The following is a 20,961-nucleotide window of genomic DNA, read 5'->3' on the forward strand; positions in this document are numbered from 1 at the left end:
CCGAACGGAGGAGGCCCGGGCGTGATTCCTCCGCCCGAGAGGGAGATCTCCGCCCGAGGGGGTGAGCCGTCAGTGACGCAGTGAGCGGATCGCGGCGATGAGGATGCCGAACGCGAACACCGGGACGGCGCTGAAGATCGATCGCCAATTGCCGTTGAGCAACGGGAAGACGACTGCGATGATCACGCCGATCACGAAAATGGCGATGATGATGACGCGCCACATCGTGTCGGTTCTGGAAGGCGTCGGTGTCGGTGCGCTCATGTGTCCACCCTCATCGTCATAGTTGCTGCACTCGATACTGTCATCCGGCGTTCCCCGAGGTGCCTACTCGGGGTCGCCGCCCAACGGGCCGACGGCGGGGATGGGACCGCCGTCATCCGCACCTGTCTTGCGGGCGCGGGCGATCGCATTGCCGAGGTGGTAGATGAGCAGGGCTGCGACCGTGCCGAGCACGATGGCACCGAGCTGGAACGCGCCCCAGTTCATCGCGAAGCCGCCGACGGCGATCACGAACGACACCGCGACCGTGTACTGGTTCACCGGACGCGAGAAGTCGACGCGGTTGTCGACCCAGATCTTGATGCCGATGACGCCGATGAGGCCGTACAACGCCGTCGTCACACCTCCCAGCACTCCGGGCGGGATGGAGTTGAAGACGACGCCGATCTTGGGCGAGAACGCGAGCAGGATCGCCGCACCACCGGCCACCCAGTACGCGGCGGTCGAGTAGACGCGGGTCGCGGCCATCACACCGATGTTCTCGCCGTAGGTGGTGGTTGCCGATCCGCCGAATCCGCCGGCGAGCGTGGTTGCGAGACCGTCGGCGACCAGCGCCCGGCCGGTGTGCTTGTTGATCGACGGATCGTTCGTCATGGTCGCGACGCCGCGCACGTGGCCGACGTTCTCGGCGATGAGCACGAGCACGACCGGGAGGAACATCGGCACGTACAGCCAGGCAGCGGGGTCGGTGACACCGGCGAGGTGGAACTCCGGCAGGCCGATCCACGCGGCCTCGTCGATGCCGTCGAACTTCACCTGGCCGGTGAAGACGGCCACGATGTAACCGACGATCACGCCCAGGAAGATCGAGATGCGACCGAGGAACCCTCGGAAGAGCACGCTGAACAGGATCACCGCGATGAGCGTGACCGAGGCGAGCTCTGGCTGCAGCGTGAAGTTGTTCCACGCGGCCGGAGCCAGGTTGAAGCCGATCAGCGCCACGATGGAGCCGGCGACGACCGGCGGCATGAACTTGTCGATCCAGTGGACACCGACCGCCTGCACGAGGAAGCCGACTCCGGCCAGCAGCACGCCGACCACGACGACACCGACGAGCGCCTGCGTGATCTGCTGCGCCGTCTCGAGCGCCTGACCGGCGTTGATCGCGGTGATCGGCGCGAGGAAGGCGAACGATGAACCCAGGTAACTGGGCAGGCGGTTGCGCGTGATCAGCAGGAAGAGCAGGGTTCCCACGCCCGAGAACAGCAGCGTCGTCGACACGGGGAAGCCGGTGATGATCGGCACCAGGAAGGTCGCGCCGAACATCGCGATCACATGCTGTGCGCCGATCGCGAAGGTGGCGGGCCAGCTCAGGCGCTCTTCGGGCCGTACGACCGCGCCGGGGGCGACGTTGCGGCCGTCGCCATGGATCTTCCACACGGGCATGGGTGCTCCTCGGAAATCGGGGTGAGGGGAATCGGGGGATGCTGGAGAAACACTATCGAGTCGGGAGCGCGCGCTGTGCACGACGCGATTCGCGCGCGACAGAATGGGGGTCGCAGTGACAGATGTCGGACAGTTCGGGCCTCTGGGTCCGACATCTGTGCATTCGACCCCCGAACTGTCTGCCGCGGGTGAGCCGGCGCCCGGAGCTACGCGGTCAGGCGCTCGATGAGCTCGCGGTACCGGTCGGCCGTGCGCTGGACGATCTCGTCGGGCAGCACGGGCGGCTCGCCCTGCTTGTCCCAGTTCGATGCCAGCCAGTCGCGGACGATCTGCTTGTCGAAGCTCGCCATGCGCTCGGTCGGGGTCGTTCCGGACTCCCACGCCGCAGCATCCCAGTACCGCGACGAGTCGCTCGTGAGCACCTCGTCGGCCAGGCGCAGGGTGCCGTCGGCATCCGTCCCGAACTCGAACTTGGAGTCGGCGAGGATCAGCCCGTGCTGCTCGGCGATCGCCGCGGCCTTCGCGTATATCGAGAGGGAGGCGTCGCGCAGCTCGGTCGCACGCTCGGCGCCGACCAGCTCGACGACGCGCTCGAACGTGATGTTCTCGTCGTGCTCGCCCATCGGCGCCTTGTAGGCGGGGGTGAACAGCGGCTCGGGAAGACGGTCGCCGTTCTCGAGCCCAGAGGGCAGAGAGATGCCGCACACGGTGCCGCTCTGCTGATACTCGGCCCATCCGGTGCCGGTGATGTATCCGCGGACGACGCACTCGATCGGCAGCATCTCCAGCGACTGCGCGAGCATCGCGCGGTCGGCGACGGCATCCGGGATCTCACCGTCGGCAAGATGATTCGGGAAGTCGAGCTGTGCGAACCACCAGCGGCTGAGCGTGGTCAGCAGTGCACCCTTCTCGGGGATGCCGGGGGAGAGCACGAAGTCGAATGCGCTGACCCGGTCGCTCGCGACGACGAGGATGCGGGTGTCGGCGGGGTCCTGCGATGCATAGAGGTCGCGGACCTTTCCCGAGTAGAGGTGACGCCAGCCGGGGATGTTCAGTGCATCGCTCATCCGCCCATCTTCGCAGAACAGCAGGCCGTCGACGGCAGGGTTGACCTCCTGTTATAGTCCATCTGGACTATTTAGAGTGGAGCAATGACGTTGGATGCTGTGACGAAGATCACGCCGATGGGCGTGATGATCCTCGCGCTGCTCAGCGAGGGCGACATGCACCCGTACGAGATGGCGCGGCTGCTGCGGCTCCGCCGCGACGATCGGCTGATGAAGATCACCAACGGCACGCTGTATCACTCTGTCGCGCGGCTGCTGGAGCAGGGCCTCATCGCCGAGGTCGGCGTCGATCGCGAGGGCAATCGCCCGGAGCGCACCACCTACACGGTCACCCCGGTCGGCAGTGATGTCGTGCTCGATTGGGTGCGGCGCGAACTGCCCAGCGCTGAGGGTTCCACGAAGTTCCGTGTTGCGCTCGCCGAGGCGCACAACCTCGATCGCGAGGAGGTCATCGATCTCCTGCGCATCCGTCAGGTCGCTCTCGAGGAGGAGTACGGGCTGCACGCATTCGGAATCAGCGAGGCGCGTGCCAAGGGCGTTCCGCTGCAGTTCCTGCTCGAGATCGAGCGGCAGCAGGCACTCCTCGACGCCGAGGTGGAATGGATGCGCTCGCTGATCACCCGCCTCGAAGCCGACGAGATCCCGTGGGGATCCGCCGGATTCGACGACTCAGACCGCTACCGTGCCCAACGAAAGGCCGCACAGCAATGACAGATTCGCCTGCTTCCGGACGCGCGACATCCTCCGGCCCTTCGACCGGAACCTACGCCACCGGGCACCGCCCGCGCAGCCCGTGGCCCGCCCTGTGGGCGATGGTCATCGGGTTCTTCATGATCCTCGTGGACACGACCATCGTCGGTGTCGCGAACCCTGCGATCAAGGAAGCACTGGACCCGACCTCGAACAACCTCGACCGCGTCGTATGGGTCACGAGCGCCTACCTGCTCGCCTATGCGGTGCCGCTGCTGATCACCGGGCGACTGGGTGACCGCTTCGGACCGAAGAACCTCTACCTCATCGGCCTCGCAGTGTTCACGCTGGCCTCGCTGTGGTGCGGTCTGTCGACGACATTGGACGGCCTCATCTGGGCGCGCGCCGTTCAGGGTCTCGGTGCGGCGCTGCTGACGCCGCAGACGATGGCGGTGATCACCCGCACCTTCCCGCCGGAGCGCCGAGGCGCGGCGATGGGGCTGTGGGGCGCAGCATCCGGCGTCGCCATGCTCGTCGGGCCGCTCGCCGGCGGATTCCTCGTCGACGGTCTCGGCTGGGAATGGATCTTCTTCATCAACCTGCCGGTCGGTGTCATCGGGTTCATCCTGGCGTGCATCCTCGTGCCGAAGCTGCAGACGCACAAGCACCGCTTCGACGTGCCAGGCGTCTTCCTCAGCGCGATCGCCCTGTTCCTCATCGTCTTCGGACTGCAGGAGGCGGAGGCGTACGACTGGGGCGTCATCTGGGGGCCGATCTCGGTGTGGAGCCTGATCATCACCGGCGTCGTCGTGCTGGTGCTCTTCCTCTGGTACCAGTCGCGCACGAAGAACGAGCCGCTCGTACCGCTGGAGCTGTTCCGCAACCGCAACTTCGCCTGGTCGAACATCACGATCGCGATCGTCGGATTCACGGTGACCGCGCAGGGCCTGCCACTGATGTTCTTCCTGCAGCTCGCGCGTGGCCTGACCCCGACGGAGTCGGCGTTGCTGCTGATCCCCATGGCACTTGCGGCCGGCATCATCTCACCGTTCGCCGGCAAGCTGCTCGACCGGATCGACCCGCGCCTCATGCTCGTGCCGGGGCTGCTGCTGGTCTCGATCTCCCTGTTCCTGTTCGCGATGATGATGAACACCGAGATCCCGATCGGCTGGATGCTGATCCCGTCGCTGATCCTCGGGTTCGGCAACGCGGGTATGTGGGGTCCGCTCGCCACGACAGCCACCCGCGACCTGCCGCCGCGTCAGGCCGGCGCAGGGTCTGGCATCTACAACACCATGCGCACGGTCGGCTCGGTTCTCGGCTCGGCGGCGATCGCCGCATTCATGCAGAACCGGCTCGAGACGAACCTGCCTGGCGCATCGGATGCCACCGGCGGATTCGGCGGGGGTCAGATGCCGGATGCTGTCGCCGGGCCCTTCGCGGATGCCATGGCGCAGACGATGCTGCTGCCAGCGGCCGTCATCCTGCTGGGCGTCGCGGCGGTGCTGGTGCTGCGCCGACCGAAGCACCTGGCTGCGCGGACGAAGTAGCCGGCTGGCGCGTCAGATTGCGCGCATGGATGCGCTCATGATGAGGTGGTCCGATGAAAATCGAGCTCACCCGTCCCTCCACCGCGCTCTTCGACTCCTGGGCGGACACTGTCACCGAGTTCGACGGCGTGCACATCGACGGCGGTGGGTATGAGCTCGGGATGGCGCCAGACCGTGCCGCGTGCGAGGCCTCGGTCGAGAAAGCGGTGCGATATGCCGATGCTGACGCCGAACTCCCTGAGGGGCACGTCCCGTGCGACTTCCTGTGGATCACCGACACCGGTGAGGTCGTCGGCTTCATCGCGTTGCGCCGTGAACTGAATGAGCACCTGCGGCATTTCGGCGGACACATCGGTTACGCCGTGCGACCGTCGCGCCGCCGGGAGGGTATCGCGAAGGAAGCGCTGAGGCTGATGCTCGAGACGGCGCGTGCGCAAGGACTCGACCGGGTCATGCTGACCTGCGATGACGACAACCCCGGCTCGTTCCGCACGATCGAGGGAGCCGGTGGCGAGCTGCAGGACGTCATCGACGCATCGAGTGAAGGCCACCCGCAGCTGCGCCGCTACTGGATCGCGCTGTAACTCGCACTCCGTTCACGCTGCAGAAGTCGGCAGGCGCTACACGAAGATGTAGCGCCTGCCGATAAGTGCAGCGCGAGCCGAACGGCGCGTGTCAGTGCGAGGAGAAGGCGCTGTCGAACGCGGCATCCGACGGCTTGTACGTCGACAGCTTGCGCACGAACTCCAGTGCCTCTGGTGCGCCGACGAGGCGGTCCATTCCGGCGTCCTCCCACTCGACCGACAGCGGGCCGGTGTAGCCGATCGCGTTCATCATACGGAACGCGTCCTCCCAGGGCACGTCGCCGTGACCGGTGGAGATGAAGTCCCAGCCGCGCCGGGGGTCTGCCCATGGCAGGTGCGAGGACAGGCGGCCGTTGCGTCCGTTGCCGAGGCGCTTCTTCGTGTCCTTGCAGTGCACGTGGTAGATCCGGTCCTGGAAATCCCACAGGAATCCGACCGGGTCGATGTCCTGCCAGACCATGTGCGACGGATCCCAGTTGAGTCCGAACGCCTCGCGGTGCCCGATCGCCTCGAGCGCGCGCTTGGTGGTCCAGTAGTCGTACGCGATCTCCGACGGATGCACCTCGTGGGCGAAGCGCACGCCGACCTCATCGAACACGTCGAGGATAGGGTTCCAGCGGTCGGCGAAGTCCTGGTATCCGGCCTCGACCATCTCGTCAGTGGCCGGCGGGAACATCGCGACGTACTTCCAGATCGACGAGCCGGTGAACCCGGTGACGGTCTTGACGCCCAGCGCGGCGGCCAGGCGTGCGGTGTTCTTCATCTCCTCCGCGGCGCGCTGGCGCACGCCCTCGGGGTCGCCGTCTCCCCAGACATGATCGGAGACGATGTTGCGGTGACGCTGATCGATCGGGTCGTCGCACACCACCTGACCCTTGAGGTGGTTCGAGATCGTCCAGACCTTCAACCCGTTGCGCTCGAGGATGTCGAGTCGCCTCTGCACATACTCGGCGTCATCCCAGCGCCATGGGTCGAGGTGATCGCCCCAGCACGCGATCTCGAGGCCGTCATAGCCCCACTCGCCCGCGAGCCGTGCGACCTCTTCGAACGGCAGGTCGGCCCACTGGCCGGTGAACAGGGTGACAGGTCGTGACATCATCGTCCTCTTCTCGTGAGATTCGTATCGTGGTCGTGTTCAGACGCCGGTCCAGGCGGAACCGTTCGAGGAGCTGCGTTCGACCGCATCCAGTACCCGCTGCACGTGCAGCCCTTCAGTGAACGTCGGATGCGGGGCGTTGCCGCCCGCGATCGCCTCGACGAAGTCCTTCGCCTGGTGCGAGAAACCGTGCTCGTAGCCGAGCATATGCCCGGTCGGCCACCACCCCGCCAGGTACGGATGCTCGGGTTCGGTGACCAGGATCCGAGTGAAACCCTGCTCTCCCGCGGACTGGGTGGCGTCGTAGAAATCGAGCACATTCAGGTCTTCGAGGTTCCAGTGCAGCGCACCCGCATCACCCGAGATCTCGATGTCGAGCGCGTTCTTGCGTCCGGTCGCGAACCGGGTCGCCTCGAACGTCGCCAGAGTGCCTGACGCGAGTCGTCCGGTGAACAGGGCGACGTCGTCGACCGTCACCCTCCCGCGCTCGGCGCTCGCGGTGCCGCTGAGACCGACGGATTCGCCCAGCAGGGGACGTTCTTCGACGAGCGTCTCCAGCACCGCGGAGACCTGGGTCAGCGACTGCCCGGTGACGAACTGCGTCATATCGATGATGTGCGCGCCGATGTCGCCCAGCGAACCGGATCCTGCGCGGTCCTTGTCGAGGCGCCACGTCATCGGCGACTCCGGATCGGCGAGCCAGTCCTGACGGTAGCTGGCCCGAACCTGTCGCACCGAGCCGACGCGTCCTGCCGCGATCATGTCGCGCATGAGCGTGACGGCGGGAACCCTGCGGTAGGTGAAGCCCACCATGGCGTGGATGCCGTTCGCCGCAGCATCCTGCGCCGCCTGCTCCATCGCCTCGGCTTCTGCGACCGAATTCGCCAGCGGCTTTTCGCACAGCACGTGCTTGCCGGCCGCGAGTGCGGCGATCGCGATCTCGGCGTGCGATTCCCCAGGGGTGACGATGTCGATCACGTCGATGTCGTCACGGGCGATGACCTCCCGCCAATCAGTCGAGGTCTCGGCCCAGCCCCACTTGCGAGCCGCGGCGGCCGTCTTGTCGGGATCGCGCCCGACGAGCACCGCCATCGATGGCGACAGCGGCAGATCGAACGCCGCGGGCGCCTGTCTCCAGCCGACGGAGTGCGCCGCTCCCATGAATCCGTGGCCGATCATGGCCACCCGCAGCTCAGTTGTCATATCTACTCCCGGGAAACGGTGCGGGGCGAGCGCGTCGGCGCTCGCCCCGCGGGTTGGTGGTCAGGACTCGAATGCGAGGTCGATGAACTCTTCGACGTTGTCCTTGGTCACCACTGGCGCGTCCAGCACGATGCGGTAAGGAACACTCGGCGTGATCAGGTCGCTCATCGTCTTGTCCTGTGCGATCAGGCGGGCCATGGCAACGCCGTCGGCAGCCTGTGTTGACGGGTAGATGACGGTCGCTTTGATGACGCTGTCGTCCGCGGCGATGCGGTCCATCATATTGACGCTGCCTGCACCTCCGACGAGGAAGAACTCATCGCGTCCTGCCGAGTCGATCGCGGCCATGACACCGACGCCCTGGTCGTCATCGTGGTTCCAGATCGCGTCGATCTGCGGGTTCGCCGAGAGGAGCTGGGATGCTGCGCTCTCGCCGCCGGCGACGGTGAAGTCTGCCGCGACTCGGGCGCCGACCTCGAGGTCGCAGGTTTCGAGAGCGTCCTTGAAGCCCTGCGAACGGTCCTGGGTCAGGGGCAGGGAGTCGATCCCGGCGATCTCTGCGACGACGGCATCGCTCTGGCCGTCGAGCTGCTCGCAGATGTACATGCCGGCGCTGACGCCCATGCCGTAGTTGTCGCCGAGGATCGTGAGACGTGAGGCGGATGTGTCGGAGAATTCACGGTCGACGTTGATGACGGGGATTCCGGCATCCATCGCCTTCTGCGCGACCTGGGTGAGCGCAGCGCCGTCGGTCGGAAGGAGCACGATCGCGTCGACGCCCTCGTTGATGAACTGCTCGACTGCGGCGATCTGCTGGTTGGCGTCGTTGGTTCCCTCGGCCTGACGCAGTTCGACGTCGTCGAAGCCCTCTGCGGCATTGATGGCGCCGGTGTTGATCGCGCCGAGCCATCCGTGATCGGCCTCTGGGCCGGACCAGCCGATGACGACGGTGTCGCCCGAGGCCGTATTCTCCTCGCTCGTGGTGCCCTGGTTCCCGGTATCCCCTTCGCCCTCTGCACCATCGCTGGTACATCCGGCCAGCAGGGTGACGGCGAACAGTGCTGCCGCTCCCGCCATCAACGGGCGGAGCCCGCGTGTGCGCATGCCGTGCATGTCTTTCCTCCTTGAAATGTGATGCAGATGCGTGCGGTGCCGGCACCTCGATCGAGACCGATTCGGTGTGCACCGCGCACTGACAAGGTCAAGCTAGCAGAACATGCCGCCGCATAGCCAGCTTTTGCCGTAACTAGGTCAAAAGTCGAAGATCGCTCGCAAACCCCGGAATTGCGGGGGATTGTTGTGGCTTTGGTATACCGCCACGGGCGGAGCGATCGAAAGATCGCCTATCGCCTTCGTGATTCGAGCATGTTATGTTCGTTGCGTGATCAAAGATGACCAGGCTCCGGCATTACTGGAGATGCGCGGTGTCGAGAAGAGCTTCGTCGGTGTGCGCGCGTTGCGCGGTGTCGACCTCGAGGTGAAGCCCGGCGAGGTGCACTGCCTGCTCGGCCAGAACGGTGCGGGCAAATCGACGCTGATCAAGACGCTCGCGGGCGTGCACACGCCGGATGCCGGCGAGATCCGCTGGATGGGTGAGCCTGTCGAGATCGCGAATCCGCAGACGGCCATCTCGCTCGGCATCTCGACCATGTATCAGGAGCTCGACGTCGTCGACGGTCTGACTGTGGCTGAGAACGTCTTCCTCGGCCACGAGTTCGACAGGTTCGGTTTCACCCGCCGCGGCCAGCTCATCCATGAGACCCGCAGGCTGCTCGAGCGACTCGGCCACGGCTCGATGTCGCCGCACGCCGATGTCGGCTCGCTCAGCGCGGCACAGAAGCAGATCGTCAGCATGACCCGCGCGTTGTCGCACGACACGAAGCTCATCATCATGGACGAGCCATCCGCAGTGCTCGACTCCGAAGAGGTGCGCAACCTGTTCGCGGTCGTGCGCGAGCTGACATCGCAGGGCATCGCGGTGGTCTACATCACCCACCGCCTCGAGGAGATCCGACAGATCGGCGATCGCATCACGGTGCTGAAAGACGGCTCGACAGTGGCAAGCAACCTGTCCGTCGCCGACACGACCACGGCCGAGCTGATCAAGCACATGACCGGTCGCGCCGTGCAGAACGTCTTCCCTCCGGCGGAGCCCATCGCGGCTGACGCGCCCGTGCTGCTCGAAGTCGAAGGGCTGGGTCTTGACGGGGTGTTCGAGGACGTGTCGTTCTCGGTGCGCGCGGGCGAGATCATCGGCCTCGCGGGTCTCGTAGGATCAGGACGCAGCGAGATCATCGAGACGATCTACGGTGCACGGCGCGCATCCAGCGGAACCGTTCGGGTCGCCGGGAAGGAGCTTCCGCGCGGATCCGTCCCCGCAGCGGTCGCCGCCGGTGTCGGACTGAGTCCGGAGGAGCGCAAATCGCAGGGCCTCGTGCTCGGGGAGCCGATCTTCAAGAACGTCACGCTGTCGTCATTCGCACGGTTCGCCAAGGGACCGCTGCTGGAAGAGCGCAGCGAGCGCCGCACGGCCAAAGAGCAGATCGCAGCCCTTGAGCTGAGGCCGGCGGACCCCGACCGTCCGGCGGCGACCCTGTCGGGCGGCAATCAGCAGAAGATCCTCCTCGCACGCTGGCTCGTGCACGGCAGCTCCGTGCTGCTGCTGGACGAGCCCACCCGCGGAGTCGACATCGGCGCGCGCTCCGAGATCTACGCGCTGATCCGTCGGCTCGCAGCATCCGGCCACGCCATCGTGGTCATCTCGAGCGAGATCGAAGAGGTCCTCGGCCTCGCCGACTCGGTCCTCGTCATCGGCGACGGACGCGTCCTCACGACTGTTCCCGCATCTCAGATCGACGAGCACGGCGTGCTCGACCTCGTCATGAAAGGAGTCGCCGCGTGAGCGTGCAGACCACACCCACCTCCTCGCCGGGCCAGCCCCCGGCTGAGACCACGTCGGCGCTGCGCCGGCTGATGTCCGGATCCGTCGGTCGCAATCTCGGCCTGGTCCTGGCGCTGCTGGTGATCATCATCGTGGGGGCCGTGACCTCCTCGAACTTCCTGAACTTCGACAATGCGCTCGTGATCCTTCGTCAGGCATCGATCATCGGCGTCATCAGCGTCGGCATGACCTTCGTGATCATCGCCGGCGGCATCGACCTCTCGGTCGGGGCGGTGCTGGCACTCGCATCCGTCGTCGGCTCACTGGCGGCCATCCAGGACATCGCGAGCTCCAGCCACTGGATCGTGATGGTCGTCATCGCGCTGCTGGTCGGCGTCGGCGCCGGACTCATCAACGGAGTCGTGATCGCCTACGGCAAGGTCGCAGCCTTCATGGCGACGCTCGCGATGATGGTCGGTGCGCGCGGCCTGGCCGAGATCATCGCCAACAACCGCACCCTGGTGATCTCTGACCGCGGCTTCGTCCGCGCCCTGAACGTCGACCTGCTGGGTGTCGACATCCTCATCTGGATCTTCGCCGTCGTGGCGGCTGCCGGATGGTTCCTGCTCAACCGCACGACGTTCGGACGCCGCACCGTCGCGATCGGCGGCAACCCGGAAGCCGCGCGTCTGGCCGGCATCAAGGTCAAGCGGCACACCATGTGGCTGTACGCGCTCGTCGGTCTGACCGCCGGGATCGCCGCCGTCATGCTCATGGGCCGCACCACGGCCGGCACCTCGACGCACGGCAACCTGTACGAATTGGATGCGATCGCCGCTGTCGTCGTCGGCGGCACGTTGCTCGTCGGTGGGCGAGGCACGATCACCGGCACGGTGTTCGGCGTTCTCATCTTCGCGACGCTGTCCAACGTGTTCGTGCAGAACAACCTCACCTCTTCCGCGCAGGCCGTGGCCAAGGGCGTGATCATCGTCGTGGCCGTGCTGCTGCAGCAGCGCTTCGCCGTCGGACGCGTCGCCAAGAGCCGACTGACGCAGATCAAGGCGGTGCCCTCCGCGTAGAATCAACAGACGCAGAGGGGTCGTCGCCGGGGCCTGGATGCCGTGCCGCATGCATGATGCGCGTGGCCGTTCACGAGAAGTACAGGGTAGGAATGGCAAGCAATCTCAACGCCGGCGGTGTCGGACAGCTCTTCCAGCTGCTGCGCGACGGTGAGCCTCGCACTCGCGCGGAGCTCGCGAAGACGTCGGGCCTGGCCCGATCGACGGTTGCTGCGCGCGTGGACGAGCTCATGCGCAAGGGCCTGATCGCCCCTGTCGCGGACGCTGCATCGACCGGGGGGCGACCGCCGTCGCAGTTCGCCCTGAACCCCACGGCGAAGGTCGTCATCGCCGCCGACATCGGCGCATCCCACACCACGGTGGCGGTCACGGATCTCGCCGGCACCATCCTCGCCGAGCGTACCGGCAGGCTTGCCGTGTCGCTCGGGCCGGAGCCGGTGCTGTCCTGGCTCGTCGAAGCCGCGAACGAACTGATCGCCGAGGCGGGGCTCACCCATGAGCGCGTCGCGGCCGTCGGCGTCGGCGTTCCTGGGCCCGTCGAGCATGCCACTGGCCGTCCGGCGAAACCGCCGATCATGCCAGGGTGGGACGGATTCGACGTGCCGGGCTGGGTGCAGCAGCATCTGCAGGTTCCCGTGCTCGTCGACAACGACGTGAACATCTCGGCACTCGGTGAACGTGCCGCAGCCTGGCCGATGACCGATCACATGATCTTCGTCAAGGTCGCCACCGGCATCGGCGCGGGGATCATCTCTGACGGACGACTGCTGCGCGGTGCCCAGGGCATCGCAGGCGACTTCGGGCACGTTCGCGTCGCGAGGGGTGCGGATGTGCCGTGCCACTGCGGGAACACCGGCTGCCTCGAGGCTCTCGCCTCCGGTCCCGCGATCGCCCGAGCGCTCAGCCAGCGCGGTATCGAGGCGACGGACGGCAACGACGTCGTCGAACTGGTCAAATCCGGCAACCTCGAAGCGATCCAGGCCGTGCGCCAGGCCGGACGTGACCTCGGAGAGGTGCTCACAGCATCCGTGAGCCTGCTCAATCCGTCGGTGATCGCGATCGGCGGCGCGATGGCGCGCGTCGGAGAGCACCTGATCGCCGGCGTTCGCGAGGTCGTCTACACGCACTCGATGCCGTTGGCCACCGAGCACCTCGCGATCGTTCAGTCCGTGACGGCTGGTGAGGCCGCGGTGCGCGGAGCGAGCCTGCTCGCGATCGAGCACGCCCTGAGTCCCGAGATCCTTCCCCAGAGCTTCGCGCTCGCCGACTGACGCGCTTCGCGCTTACTCGGCGACGCGGGCGGCGATGTCGCTGCGGAAGTGCGCGCCGTCCAGGCCGATGCGGCCCATCGCGTCGTACGCCTGCGCGCGCGCAGCGGCGAAGTCGGAGCCGACGGCGACCACGTTCAGCACTCGTCCGCCGGTCGCAAGCAGGTCTCCGCCAGGAGCGTCCGGTCCGGCGGTGGCGGCGTGGACGATCCGCACGCCGTCGACGCTCGCAGCATCCGATAGTCCTGAGATCTGGCGACCGGTCTGCGGCGCCTCAGGATAGCCCTCGCTCGCGAGCACGACGGTGATCGCGACGTCGTCCGAGAACACCGGCTCCGGCTGGTCCTCGAGGGTGCCGGATGCCGCGGCGAACAGCAGCTCGGACAGTGGGGTCACCAGGCGCGGCAGCACGACCTGCGTCTCCGGGTCGCCGAAGCGGGCGTTGAACTCGATGACCTTGATGCCCTTGTCCGTGAGGATGAGCCCCGCGTACAGCAGCCCGATGAACGGCGTGCCCTCGGCATCCAACTGGCGGATCACGGGCAGCGCGACCTGCTCTGTGACCTGCTGGACGAACGCCTGCTCGCTGCCGAACTGCTCGTCGAGCCATGGCAGAGGCGAGTACGCGCCCATTCCGCCGGTGTTGGGGCCTTCGTCGCCGTCGTACGCGCGCTTGAAGTCCTGCGCCGGGCTGAGCGCCCGCACGGTGTCTCCGTCGGAGAGGAAGAACAGGGAGACCTCGGGGCCGGAGAGGAACTCCTCGATCAGCACCGGTCCCTGGGGAAGGTAGTGCGACGCGTGGGCGAGAGCCTCGACGCGGTCGGACGTGACGATGACGCCCTTGCCGGCCGCGAGTCCGTCGGCCTTGACGACGTACGGGGCGCCCAGGTCATCGAACGCGGCCTCGACGTCGGCGACGGATGCTGCGCGCACGGCACGTCCGGTCGGCACGGATGCCGCTTCCATCACGCGCTTCGCGAAGGCCTTCGATCCCTCCAACTGTGCGGCGGCCCTGCCGGGACCGAACACGGGAATGCCGCGTTCGCGCAGCGCATCGGCGACTCCTGCGACGAGCGGAGCCTCTGGGCCGATGACGACGAGATCGATCCCGTTCTCGTTCGCGAAGGTCGTGACCGCGCCGCCGTCGAGCTGGTCGACGGTGACGAGTGCGGCATCCTGTGCGATACCCGCGTTGCCCGGTGCGGCGAGGATCTCGTGCTGCGCACCCCCGGCCTTCTCGGACTCCGCCTTCAGGGCGAGGATGATCGCGTGCTCACGGGCACCGGAACCGAGGACGAGGATCTTCACCCATCCAGACTACCGAGCCGGTCGAGCCGCGTCAGACGGTGACGGGACGTTCGTCGGCCTCGTCCCACGGGACGGTCCAGCCGCAGGTGTCGAAAAGCCGATCCAGCACCATGGCGGTGAACCCCCACACGATCGTGCCGTCGACGTCGAATGCCGGGCCGCTGAATCGGAATCCGTCACGCGTGATGACCGAGGTGAAGCGCGTCGCAGGATCGAGCAGCTGCGCGACCGGTATGCGGAACACCTCGACCGTCTCGGCGTGATCGACCGCGGCGACCTTCGACGGTTCGGTCCACCAGCCGAGCACCGGCGTCACCAGGTGGTTGCTGGCGGCGAGGGGGAGCTCGGGGAGCACCCCGAGGATCTCGACCCCGTCAGGATCCAGCCCGGTCTCCTCCACGGCCTCGCGCAACGCTGTCTCGATGAAGTCCGCATCGGCCGCTTCGCGACCTCCGCCGGGAAACGACACCTGGCCGGGATGCGATGACAGGGTCGACGCGCGCCGCTGCAGCAGCACATCCAGATCCTTCGCGACGGCCGCGTCGACGACCGGGGCGGGGGTGCTGTCGAGCACGCCGAACAGGATCAGCACGGCCGATTCGCGGGCGGCGTCCGGGTCGGCCAGCCGCGGCAGGATGCCCCAGTCGCCGGACTGCGCAGCGGCGAGCAGCTGAGCGCGGGCGCCCTCCGGATGCTGCGGATCGGTCATCGTTCGAGCGTATCCCGTGGGCCGCACGAGTGGCCGACGCTGAGGTGGAGTCTGCTGGAGGCTCGACGGATCGGGCTGCTCAGGCGATGATGACCGTGACCCCGGCCGAGCGAATGCGGTCGAGCTCGTCAGGATCCGCGCTGTCATCCGTGATGAGCGTGCCAATGTTCTCGGTCGCGGTCATCTGCGCAAGAGCGACCTTGCCGATCTTCGAGCCGTCGGCGACGACCACCGTGTGCTGCGCCTTGGCCACCATGGCGTGATTCGTGCGGGCCTCGGTCTCATCGTGTGTGGTGACGCCCGCCTCGGCGGAGAAGCCGTCGGCGCCGAGGATCGCGGTGCCGACGTTGATCGCGCTGAACGTCCCCTCGGCCAGCACGCCGACGAGCTCGAGGGACTGCGGGCGAAGGATGCCGCCCGTCATGACGACGCGCAGCCGCGGATGCGGCGCCGCGAGCGACGCGATCGAGAGGGAGTTCGTGACGATCGTGAGATCGGCGTGATTGACGAGTTCGCGTGCGACACCGGCCGTGGTGGTGCCGCCGCTGAGTGCGATCGCGTATCTCTCGCGCGGGATCGACCCCGCGGCCGCCCTGGCGATCCGGCGCTTGGCGTCCTGCGCCCTGGTGTCGCGCAGTGCAACAGGCAGTTCGGCGAGGGATCCCGCAGCCTTCGCGCCGCCGTGCGTGCGGACGATCAAGCCCTGGTCGGCCAGGATCGTGAGATCGCGTCGCAGCGTGGCCGCCGAACTGCCGAACTGCTCGGCGAGCTCGGCGAGGGACACCTCCCGACGCTCGGCGATGGTGTCGAGGATCCCCGCCATGCGACGGGAACGCTTGGGCGAGCCGCCGAGCTCGGCGACGGTGCTGGTGCTGTAGGCGGTGGCCATGGCAAGTGAGCATGACAGATGAGCGATTGAGTGTCAATTCACTCATTTACTTGCGCACAATGCGCATTCCTTCTCAGAATCGTGTCATGCCTACCATCACCTTCCTCGGTGCCGGCAGCGTCGTCTTCACACGACAGCTGCTCACCGATCTGCTGCGCTTCTCCGACCTTCCCGTGCTCGATGTCGCCCTGCACGACATCGATGCGGATCGCCTGGCGCTCGCCCAGCTCACCGCTTCCAACGTGGCGAAGCAGCTCGGGCGGGAGGTCCGCGTCACGGCATCCGGTGACCGGCGCGAGGCGCTCGCCGGAGCGGATTTCGTGATCAACATGATCCAGGTCGGAGGCATCGATGCCACGCGCAAGGATCTCGAGATCCCCGCCGCGAAGGGGCTGAAGCAGACGATCGGCGACACCACCGGCATCGGCGGCGTCTTCCGCGCGCTGCGAACCTTCCCCGTGCTGACCGGCATCGCCAGGGACATGCAGGAGATCTGCCCTGACGCCTGGTTCCTGAACTACACCAACCCGATGGCGATGAACATCTGGTGGATGTCGGTGATCGCGCCCGACATCAAAGCGGTCGGCCTGTGTCACAGCGTGTACTGGACGGTCAACGACCTGTGCGAACTCATCGGCGTCCCGCTCGAGGGCACCCACTATCGCGCCGCCGGAGTCAATCACCAGGCGTGGCTGACGGAGTGGAGCCGCGATGGCGAAGACCTCTACCCGCGCCTGCGTGCGCTGATCGACGGTGACGAGGATCTGCAGCGTCGCGTGCGTGCCGAGATCTTCCGTCGCATCGGCTTCTACCCCACCGAGACCAGCGAGCACTCCTCGGAGTACCTGGACTGGTTCCTGCGCGACGATGCCCAGATCGAGCGCTTCCGCATCGAGCCGCTGCAGTACATCGGCATATCCGAGGACAACGTGCGCGAGTTCCACGACGCCCAGCAGATCCTCGCGGCCGGCGGCGACGTGCCACTGCACGAGGAGGGGGATGCCGCGGAGTACGCCCCGCAGATCATCCATTCCATGCTGACCGGCACCGTGCGCGAGATCCACGTCAACGTGCCCAACCGTGACCTCATCGACAACCTCCCGGAGGGTGCCGTCGTAGAGGTCCCGGCCACGGTCGATGCCGACGGTGTGCACCCGATCACGTGGGGCTCGGTCCCCGCTGCCGGTGCGGCGCTCAATCGCACCTACCTCTCGGTCGCCGATCTCACGATCCGGGCCGCATTGGAGGGCGATCCCGAACTCGTCCGTCGTGCTGTGCTGACAGATCCGAACGCGAGCTCCTCGCTCACGCCTGCCGAGATCTGGGAGGTGTGCGACGAGCTCACCGCCGCCCACTCGCCGTTGCTCCCGCGCGCGCTGGGAGGCGTTCTCGACGACGCCGGGGTGAGTCCAGGAGCCTGACCCCGGCTCTTCTTCAGAGTCCGAGGATGCGGCCTGCGTTCTCAGAGCCCGAGGATGCGGCGTGCGTTGGTGCGATAGATCCGCTCCAGCGACGCAGCATCCAATCCCAGCGCCGACACCGCCCAGCGACCCTGTGGCGGGATCGGCGATCCCGGTGCGTACTCGAACGCCTCATCCTCGGTCTCCAGGAACCTGAAGTGCAGGCGGAAGTACTCGAGATCGGCGGGATAGATGTCGGTGCCGAACAGCACGCGATCCGGATACCGGGCGATGAGCTGTGTGAACCGGCGCGGCTGCCTGCCCAGCTCCGCCATGCGGCCGGCGATGTCGATCGTGTAGTTCGGGCAGGCGGCGAGCATCTCCTCCACGAGGTCGAGATCCTCGGCGGCGCAGCCGGCGTGCGCACCGATGAAGCGCACTCCGGGGCAGGCCTGCACGAGCGCGCGATGCGCTGCCAGCAGTCGCTCGAACGTCGGGTGGACGTCGGTGTCACCGAACCACCATTCGCGCACCTGCATGAGCTCGTCGAGGCGCTCGTTGCACGCGTCCAGCGGATCGAAGAACGCCTTCGGATCGGCAGTGTGGATGAGCACCGGCATGCCCAGGTCGCCGGCGTGCTCGACGACGGCGATGACGCGCGGGTCATCGGGCAGGATCAGGGCGCCGTCGTGATCCCGGACCGTCAGCCCGAGGTTCTTCCAGATCTTCAGTCCGCGCGCTCCTCGTGCGGCGCTGTCGTCCAACGACGCCCGCAGTTCTGCCACGCCGCCGGGCTCGGCGAGCTTCTCCCACTCCAGCTGGCAGAACGTCAGGAACCGTCCAGGAAACGACCGGTCGTAGCGTTCGACGTTGGCCGTGACCTCATCGCCCCACATCCCGTCGAGGTTGACGATCAGCTCGACGTTCGTCTGGTCCATGACCGCCACCAGCGCCGCCGGGTCCTCGATCATCCACTCGCCGTCGCTGAGCCAGCGGCCGAGGTGGTTGTGGATGTCGATGGCTGGGAACGCCGCCCGCGGGACGTGCGTGGGCGGGAGCTGCAGACGGGGCACGGGGGTCCAAGACGACAGCGGAAGCTCGCGGATCTCGTCCCGGGACAGGGCGGCGCGCTGGGTCTCGGTCACAGGGTCTCCTTCGGGGCGAGGGTGTGTTTCGAGCGTAGGGCGCGGGAACGGAGGTCGATAGAAACGTGCATTCAAAATGACCGATTCGCGCAGATTACTGATTGGTTATTGACCGTTTACCCGAGCGGGGGTCAGTATCTAGCCACCACCATTCGCCCAGAGAGGATTACATGATGCGACGAAGCAGCAGACGAATCGCGGTCACCGCGCTCACCGCGGCCGCGCTGGTGGGCAGCCTTGCCGGCTGTGCAGGGGGCCAGGGCGCCACCGAGCTCGATCCCGATGCGGATGTCACCCTCACGTGGTGGACGGGTCAGAGTGATCAGGCGGAAGAGATCCTGGAGGGACTTGCGGCGGACTTCGAAGAACTCCACCCCAACGTCACGATCGACATCTCCTCCGGTGCGTCCTCCACCGAGGAGCTCCTTCAGAAGCTCTCGGCGGGCTTCGCCGGCAACAGCTATCCGAACATCTCCTACGCGTTCGGCGCATGGGCGAGCGAGTTGGAGTCCTCTCAGCGCACTCTGGACATCACCGAACAGGTGTCCGATCCCGACGTCGGGTGGGATGAGTTCTCCGAGGCTGCCCGCTCGACGGTGCAGCCCACCGGCGAGGGCATCATCGGGTTCCCGGCGCTCGTCGACAACATCTCTCTCATCTACAACAAGACGGTCTTCGACGCCGCCGGTGTCGACTATCCGACAGACCAGTGGAGCTGGGACGAGTTCCGCGACGCGGCGAAGAAGCTCACGGATCCCGCGAACGAGACATACGGCTACGCGTACTCGGTGTCAGGCTCGGAGGAGACCACCTGGCAGTTCTGGCCGCACCTGTGGCAGCACGGTGGCGAGATCCTGAACGATGACGGCACCGCCGCGTTCGCGAGCGACGAAGGCGTCGAAGCCCTTGAGTTCCTGCGCCAGATGGCCGTCGACGACAAGAGCGTCTACCTCGACCAGACCGACACGAAGTTCGCGCAGCTGTTCGCGGCCGACCGCATCGGCATGATGACCTCCGGGCCCTGGCAGCTCTACGATCTGAACACCGCAGGCACCGAGTACGGGGTGACGACGCTTCCGGGTACGGACGGCGATCACCAGACCGTCTCCGGCCCCGACATCTGGGCGCTGTTCGACACGCAGGACGTCAACGAGAATCACTGGTCGTTCGAGCTCATGAAGTGGCTCACGGCGCCCGAACAGGATCTTCGCTGGAACGTCGCATACGGCAATCTCCCGCTGCGCGCGAGCGAGATCGAGACTCCCGAGTTCCAGGCGCAGGTCGAGGCGCTTCCCGGGCTGGACGTCATGGCTGAGAACAACGCCAATGCCGTCAACGCGCGTCCGACGGTCGCCGGCTACGTGGGGCTGTCCGAGGCGATCGGGTCGCAGATCTCCCAGGTGCTGCAGGGTCAGGGCACCGCGGACGAGGCTCTCAAGGCCGCTGCCGAGAAGGCGAACCAGGCTCTGGCCGACTGATCCATCCGGTAGGGCGACCGACGCGGCCGCCGTGCCACCCCATCAACAACTCGTAGGAAAGAGAGTCATGAACGTCACCTCTGTCGAGATCGACAGCCAGCCGGACGTATGGCGGGCGGCATGGGAGTTGCGCGAAGAGGCGACCCGTGTGCTGGCTCGCCCTGGCGAGCGGATGCTGGTGATCGGATGCGGCACCTCCGCATTCGTCGCCGAATCCTTCGCGCAGTTGCGCGAAGAGGCCGGTCTCGGCGAGACGGATGCCGCCTATGCGTCGGAGCCCCGACCATGGCGCCCTTACGACGTGGTGGTGAGCATCAGCCGCTCCGGGACGACGACCGAGGTCATCGACGCGATGAACGCCCTGCCGGACGGCGTGCGCAAGATCGTCATCACGGGGGTCTCTGACTCGCCGTGCGCACGACTGGCCGATGAGGTGGTCCTGCTCGACTTCGCCGACGAGGAATCCGTCGTGCAGACGCGGTTCCCCACCACGCTGCTGTTCCTTGCTCGTGCGGCGTTCGGCGAAGACGTGTCGCGACTGCCCGATCTGGCGGCTGCTGCGCTCGCCGATCCGCCGGCGCTCACGGGTGACTTCGAGCATGTCGTGTATCTCGGTCGCGGCTGGACCTACGGGCTGGCGCAGGAGGCCGCGTTGAAGATCCGCGAGGCCGCGCAGGCGTGGGCGGAGTCGTACCCCCTTCTGGACTACCGCCATGGGCCGCTCGCGGTGGCGCACGAGGGGTCCCTGGTCTGGTTCATCGGCGTGCGCAATGACGCACTGGCCCGTGAGATCGAGGCAACCGGAGCGGTGGTCGTGCAGGGCACCGCCGACCCGCTCATCGAACTGGCTCTCGCACAGCGCTTCGCCGTGCGCACGGCCGAGCAGCGAGGACTGGATCCCGACAGCCCTCGCCACCTCACGAGGTCGATTGTGCTTTCCTGAGTT

Annotated in this window: 19 protein-coding genes; 9 read left to right on the top strand and 10 right to left on the bottom strand. The window is 66.8% G+C overall.

What is annotated here, in order from left to right:
• Positions 1 to 69: 69 nt before the first annotated feature.
• The 3 genes from IEV67_RS18090 to IEV67_RS18100 form a co-directional block, all read right to left on the bottom strand.
• A complete protein-coding gene (locus IEV67_RS18090; protein ID WP_188438124.1) occupies positions 70 to 264 on the bottom strand; it encodes a hypothetical protein in 195 nt (64 codons plus the stop codon).
• Positions 265 to 327: 63 nt separating this feature from the next.
• Positions 328 to 1,668 (bottom strand): uracil-xanthine permease family protein, encoded by a 1,341-nt coding sequence (locus tag IEV67_RS18095; RefSeq protein WP_188438125.1) that lies wholly within the window; start codon positions 1,666 to 1,668, stop codon positions 328 to 330.
• A 206-nt stretch (positions 1,669 to 1,874) separates the two neighbouring features.
• Positions 1,875 to 2,735, bottom strand: coding sequence for a phosphoribosylaminoimidazolesuccinocarboxamide synthase (locus tag IEV67_RS18100; protein WP_188438126.1), 861 nt, complete (start codon positions 2,733 to 2,735; stop codon positions 1,875 to 1,877).
• Between the two features lie 84 nt (positions 2,736 to 2,819).
• On the opposite strand from IEV67_RS18100, the gene IEV67_RS18105 reads away from it, so the two are divergent.
• From IEV67_RS18105 to IEV67_RS18115, 3 genes are read left to right on the top strand one after another with little or no spacing between them, the layout of a single operon-like run.
• Complete coding sequence (locus IEV67_RS18105; protein WP_188438127.1) at positions 2,820 to 3,446, top strand: PadR family transcriptional regulator; 627 nt, start codon at positions 2,820 to 2,822, stop codon at positions 3,444 to 3,446.
• Positions 3,443 to 4,975, top strand: a complete 1,533-nt coding sequence (locus tag IEV67_RS18110; protein ID WP_188438128.1) for a DHA2 family efflux MFS transporter permease subunit — start codon at positions 3,443 to 3,445, stop codon at positions 4,973 to 4,975. Before IEV67_RS18105 ends, IEV67_RS18110 begins: the two co-directional genes overlap by 4 nt.
• A gap of 53 nt (positions 4,976 to 5,028) precedes the next feature.
• Positions 5,029 to 5,559, top strand: a complete 531-nt coding sequence (locus IEV67_RS18115; protein WP_188438129.1) for a GNAT family N-acetyltransferase — start codon at positions 5,029 to 5,031, stop codon at positions 5,557 to 5,559.
• 91 nt (positions 5,560 to 5,650) lie between these two features.
• On the opposite strand, the gene IEV67_RS18120 is transcribed toward IEV67_RS18115, so the two are convergent.
• The 3 genes from IEV67_RS18120 to IEV67_RS18130 all read right to left on the bottom strand — a co-directional run bounded on the left by IEV67_RS18120 (position 5,651) and on the right by IEV67_RS18130 (position 8,971).
• Positions 5,651 to 6,655, bottom strand: coding sequence for a sugar phosphate isomerase/epimerase family protein (locus IEV67_RS18120; protein ID WP_188438198.1), 1,005 nt, complete (start codon positions 6,653 to 6,655; stop codon positions 5,651 to 5,653).
• A 39-nt stretch (positions 6,656 to 6,694) separates the two neighbouring features.
• Positions 6,695 to 7,834: a Gfo/Idh/MocA family protein gene (locus IEV67_RS18125; protein ID WP_188438199.1), complete on the bottom strand. Its 1,140-nt coding sequence runs from the start codon at positions 7,832 to 7,834 to the stop codon at positions 6,695 to 6,697.
• A gap of 84 nt (positions 7,835 to 7,918) precedes the next feature.
• Complete coding sequence (locus tag IEV67_RS18130; protein WP_188438130.1) at positions 7,919 to 8,971, bottom strand: substrate-binding domain-containing protein; 1,053 nt, start codon at positions 8,969 to 8,971, stop codon at positions 7,919 to 7,921.
• Positions 8,972 to 9,275: 304 nt separating this feature from the next.
• Here IEV67_RS18130 and IEV67_RS18135 point away from each other — a divergent pair, with 304 nt between their 5' ends.
• From IEV67_RS18135 to IEV67_RS18145, 3 genes are all read left to right on the top strand, one after another.
• On the top strand, positions 9,276 to 10,760 hold the full coding sequence (locus tag IEV67_RS18135) for a sugar ABC transporter ATP-binding protein (RefSeq protein ID WP_188438200.1): 1,485 nt from the start codon (positions 9,276 to 9,278) through the stop codon (positions 10,758 to 10,760).
• A complete protein-coding gene (locus tag IEV67_RS18140; RefSeq protein WP_373284508.1) occupies positions 10,757 to 11,818 on the top strand; it encodes an ABC transporter permease in 1,062 nt (353 codons plus the stop codon). Before IEV67_RS18135 ends, IEV67_RS18140 begins: the two co-directional genes overlap by 4 nt.
• Positions 11,819 to 11,910: 92 nt before the next feature.
• Complete coding sequence (locus IEV67_RS18145; protein WP_188438131.1) at positions 11,911 to 13,089, top strand: ROK family transcriptional regulator; 1,179 nt, start codon at positions 11,911 to 11,913, stop codon at positions 13,087 to 13,089.
• A 12-nt stretch (positions 13,090 to 13,101) separates the two neighbouring features.
• Here IEV67_RS18145 and purD read toward each other — a convergent pair whose 3' ends face one another.
• The 3 genes from purD to IEV67_RS18160 form a co-directional block, all read right to left on the bottom strand.
• Complete coding sequence (gene purD, locus IEV67_RS18150; RefSeq protein ID WP_188438132.1) at positions 13,102 to 14,394, bottom strand: phosphoribosylamine--glycine ligase; 1,293 nt, start codon at positions 14,392 to 14,394, stop codon at positions 13,102 to 13,104.
• Between the two features lie 31 nt (positions 14,395 to 14,425).
• Positions 14,426 to 15,103: an NUDIX hydrolase gene (locus IEV67_RS18155; protein ID WP_188438133.1), complete on the bottom strand. Its 678-nt coding sequence runs from the start codon at positions 15,101 to 15,103 to the stop codon at positions 14,426 to 14,428.
• A gap of 79 nt (positions 15,104 to 15,182) precedes the next feature.
• Positions 15,183 to 15,992 (bottom strand): DeoR/GlpR family DNA-binding transcription regulator, encoded by an 810-nt coding sequence (locus IEV67_RS18160; RefSeq protein ID WP_229703345.1) that lies wholly within the window; start codon positions 15,990 to 15,992, stop codon positions 15,183 to 15,185.
• Between the two features lie 86 nt (positions 15,993 to 16,078).
• Between IEV67_RS18160 and melA the strand changes: the two genes are divergently transcribed.
• The gene (gene melA, locus IEV67_RS18165) at positions 16,079 to 17,413 is read left to right on the top strand and encodes an alpha-galactosidase (protein ID WP_188438134.1); all 1,335 of its coding nucleotides are present in this window, start codon (positions 16,079 to 16,081) and stop codon (positions 17,411 to 17,413) included.
• A gap of 41 nt (positions 17,414 to 17,454) precedes the next feature.
• On the opposite strand, the gene IEV67_RS18170 is transcribed toward melA, so the two are convergent.
• Complete coding sequence (locus IEV67_RS18170; RefSeq protein ID WP_188438135.1) at positions 17,455 to 18,537, bottom strand: amidohydrolase family protein; 1,083 nt, start codon at positions 18,535 to 18,537, stop codon at positions 17,455 to 17,457.
• 173 nt (positions 18,538 to 18,710) lie between these two features.
• On the opposite strand from IEV67_RS18170, the gene IEV67_RS18175 reads away from it, so the two are divergent.
• Both IEV67_RS18175 and IEV67_RS18180 read left to right on the top strand, forming a co-directional pair.
• Entirely contained in the window at positions 18,711 to 20,015 is a 1,305-nt protein-coding gene (locus IEV67_RS18175; protein WP_188438136.1) for an extracellular solute-binding protein, read from the top strand.
• A 67-nt stretch (positions 20,016 to 20,082) separates the two neighbouring features.
• Positions 20,083 to 20,958, top strand: coding sequence for an SIS domain-containing protein (locus tag IEV67_RS18180; RefSeq protein ID WP_188438137.1), 876 nt, complete (start codon positions 20,083 to 20,085; stop codon positions 20,956 to 20,958).
• Positions 20,959 to 20,961 lie beyond the last annotated feature (3 nt).

The sequence above is a fragment of the Microbacterium murale genome (genome assembly GCF_014635185.1).
Classification (GTDB): Bacteria; Actinomycetota; Actinomycetes; order Actinomycetales; family Microbacteriaceae; genus Microbacterium; species Microbacterium murale.

Excerpts from the sequence above, each read along its gene's own strand:
- IEV67_RS18090 (WP_188438124.1), bottom strand. The coding sequence starts at position 264 with ATGAGCGCACCGACACCGACGCCTTCCAGAACCGACACGATGTGGCGC.
- IEV67_RS18095 (WP_188438125.1), bottom strand. The coding sequence starts at position 1,668 with ATGCCCGTGTGGAAGATCCATGGCGACGGCCGCAACGTCGCCCCCGGC.
- IEV67_RS18100 (WP_188438126.1), bottom strand. The coding sequence starts at position 2,735 with ATGAGCGATGCACTGAACATCCCCGGCTGGCGTCACCTCTACTCGGGA.
- IEV67_RS18105 (WP_188438127.1), top strand. The coding sequence starts at position 2,820 with ATGACGTTGGATGCTGTGACGAAGATCACGCCGATGGGCGTGATGATC.
- IEV67_RS18110 (WP_188438128.1), top strand. The coding sequence starts at position 3,443 with ATGACAGATTCGCCTGCTTCCGGACGCGCGACATCCTCCGGCCCTTCG.
- IEV67_RS18115 (WP_188438129.1), top strand. The coding sequence starts at position 5,029 with ATGAAAATCGAGCTCACCCGTCCCTCCACCGCGCTCTTCGACTCCTGG.
- IEV67_RS18120 (WP_188438198.1), bottom strand. The coding sequence starts at position 6,655 with ATGTCACGACCTGTCACCCTGTTCACCGGCCAGTGGGCCGACCTGCCG.
- IEV67_RS18125 (WP_188438199.1), bottom strand. The coding sequence starts at position 7,834 with ATGATCGGCCACGGATTCATGGGAGCGGCGCACTCCGTCGGCTGGAGA.
- IEV67_RS18130 (WP_188438130.1), bottom strand. The coding sequence starts at position 8,971 with ATGCACGGCATGCGCACACGCGGGCTCCGCCCGTTGATGGCGGGAGCG.
- IEV67_RS18135 (WP_188438200.1), top strand. The coding sequence starts at position 9,276 with ATGCGCGGTGTCGAGAAGAGCTTCGTCGGTGTGCGCGCGTTGCGCGGT.
- IEV67_RS18145 (WP_188438131.1), top strand. The coding sequence starts at position 11,911 with ATGGCAAGCAATCTCAACGCCGGCGGTGTCGGACAGCTCTTCCAGCTG.
- IEV67_RS18155 (WP_188438133.1), bottom strand. The coding sequence starts at position 15,103 with ATGACCGATCCGCAGCATCCGGAGGGCGCCCGCGCTCAGCTGCTCGCC.
- IEV67_RS18160 (WP_229703345.1), bottom strand. The coding sequence starts at position 15,992 with ATGGCCACCGCCTACAGCACCAGCACCGTCGCCGAGCTCGGCGGCTCG.
- melA (WP_188438134.1), top strand. The coding sequence starts at position 16,079 with ATGCCTACCATCACCTTCCTCGGTGCCGGCAGCGTCGTCTTCACACGA.
- IEV67_RS18175 (WP_188438136.1), top strand. The coding sequence starts at position 18,711 with ATGCGACGAAGCAGCAGACGAATCGCGGTCACCGCGCTCACCGCGGCC.
- IEV67_RS18180 (WP_188438137.1), top strand. The coding sequence starts at position 20,083 with ATGAACGTCACCTCTGTCGAGATCGACAGCCAGCCGGACGTATGGCGG.